General features: G+C 35.2%; 2 protein-coding genes. Both read left to right on the forward strand.

Features of this window, described 5'->3' with window-relative positions:
• The first annotated feature begins 76 nt into the window (after nucleotides 1-76).
• On the forward strand, nucleotides 77-787 hold the full coding sequence (locus AC1DUW_RS25865; protein ID WP_477643827.1) for a GntR family transcriptional regulator: 711 nt from the start codon (nucleotides 77-79) through the stop codon (nucleotides 785-787).
• Nucleotides 788-1071: 284 nt separating this feature from the next.
• Nucleotides 1072-2073: an LLM class flavin-dependent oxidoreductase gene (locus AC1DUW_RS25870; protein WP_477643828.1), complete on the forward strand. Its 1002-nt coding sequence runs from the start codon at nucleotides 1072-1074 to the stop codon at nucleotides 2071-2073.
• Nucleotides 2074-2453 lie beyond the last annotated feature (380 nt).

The raw sequence follows: 2453 nt of genomic DNA on the forward strand, positions 1-2453 counted from the left end.
TATTATTACAATTTGGTTTACAATATAATCACTGATACGAACATCACAATGTCTTTTTCTGTTTGGAGGAAATTTTATGGAGCTAGACTTTAACAATCCAATCCCATTACATGTTCAATTAAAAATAATATTAGAAGACCAAATTTTACAAGGTTATTATAAGGACAAGATCCCAAGTGAAAGAGAACTCATGGATATGTATTCTGTTAGTAGAAGCACTGTAAGAGAAGCTGTATCTATTTTAGTTCGTGATGGGATATTAGAAAAAAGGCATGGTAAGGGGACCTTTGTATCTCTTAAACCAGTTCAAGAATGGCTTAAGATGATTAGTTTTACTGAGACGACTAAAAATATGGGGATTAAATTACTAAATCATGGTCGTGTATTGACTCCTGAAAATATAGCCGATGCAAATGKGTTTGAGGATGAATCATACCATATTAAGAGGCTACGGTTACAGGGGGATTTACCAATCGCAATTGAATTGCATTACTATTCTTTAGAACTTGGACAAAAATTAACGAAATTTGATTTAAGTACTACTGTTTTGTATGATGCGCTCGAAGGTGATCTAAACATTAACTTTTGTGAAGCAGAACAAATTATAACATGCGGATTTCCAACAAAAGAAGATGCTGAACATTTAGGTATATCAGAAGCTATGTGCTTGCTAATTACAGAACGAATGATTTTTGATTCTGATGGTAATTTAGTAGAATATTATAAAGGTTTATTCCGATCAGATATGTACTCATTTGCGATGAAAATGTCCCGAAAGAACAACTAATTTTGTAAATGTACTAATAAGTATTACCGACTGGATAAAATAACCTAAGCCTTTCTAAGAAAGTAGAGAGGCTTAGGTTATTTTTGGTTCTCTAATCGTTAATGTAGATTTAGATGGTTTTGAACAGGTAAAAACGCCAGTCAAGTTATTCCTTTAAAGGGCCTGATTGACCAACCTGAGGCACTAATTATGCATTTGATTTCCACCCAAGCATTTAAGTTTGTTTCTAGGGTTTCAATTGTTAGTATAGAATTGAAACTTTATCAAGAAAGGACAAATTTTAAATGTCAAAAATACAAATACCTGTATCGGTCTTAAATTTGGCCCCTATTCGCAAAGGGCAGGGGGCTAAAGAAGCCATTGATGCAATGGTTGATTTGGCGCAAGCCACTGAGAAAATGGGTTATAAACGATATTGGGTTGCAGAGCATCATAATACGCCAACACTAGTGAGCTCAGCTACTTCGATTTTAATTAAACATATCTTGGAACATACAGAACACATACGAGTTGGGTCTGGCGGAATTATGCTGCCTAACCATTCTCCTTTGGTAGTAGCCGAACAATTTGGAACCATGGCAACTACCTATCCTAATCGATTGGACTTGGGTCTTGGCCGGGCTCCTGGTACAGATATGATGACCGCAAGTGCATTGAGACGTTCTCAAAATGATTCAGTCTACACATTTCCAAAAGATGTAAAGGATTTGCTTGCTTATTTTGGGCCCGAAGAGCTTCAAGGTTATATAAAAGCTTATCCAGGTGTTGGCACGAATCTTCCGATTTATATCCTCGGTTCATCAACGGATTCAGCGGTTTTAGCAGCTAAATTAGGTTTGCCGTATGTATTTGCTTCCCACTTTGCACCAAGGTATATGGATGAAGCCATTTCAATTTATCGTAATCAATTCCAGCCATCAGAATATCTGGACTCTCCATATATGATAGTATGTCTTAATGTGATTGCAGCAGAAAGTGATGAAGAGGCCAAATTTGAATCGACAACGATGCAGCAATTTTTCTTGAATGTTGTGCGAGGCTCACGAACACTGTTAAGTCCTCCAATTGAAAACATGGATCACATTTGGAGTCAGCCAGAGAAAGAAATGGCTACATCGATGTCCAGTGTGACTTTGTTAGGAAGTAAACTTTCGATACGAGAACAGTTAACGAGTTTTCAAGAGAAGTATAACGTGGACGAAATCATGGCCGTATCTTATATTTATAATCCTGACAAACAAAAACGTTCTTATGAACTTTTAAAAGAAGTGGTTGATGGCAATTAACGAAAAAAGTAAAAAGCAAACCCTGTCTAAGCGATAGGGTTTGCTTTTTATTAGAAGGACCATATCGTAGATTGGATTGTTATTCAACAATCGGGGCGCTATAGTTGAAGATTATTGTATAAGCTAACTTCCTATGCGAAATACCTTTTGTTTACATAGAACAGAATATTGGCAATTTAAAAGTTTTTATACTCAAAATAAAAAGTTTGAGAATCAACTTCTGTTAATTAAAGCTATTTTAGTTTTTCTTGAGGATTAGTATTCAACTATCATTATAATTTTATATTACTTTATTGATATTCTTAAGCAGCTACCATAAATGACTCCTGAAGAGTCGACAAAACGTATATCAAGTAAAAGGTCAATAAATGTATCTGTAT

The organism is Peribacillus sp. P4_C12, from assembly GCF_056402095.1.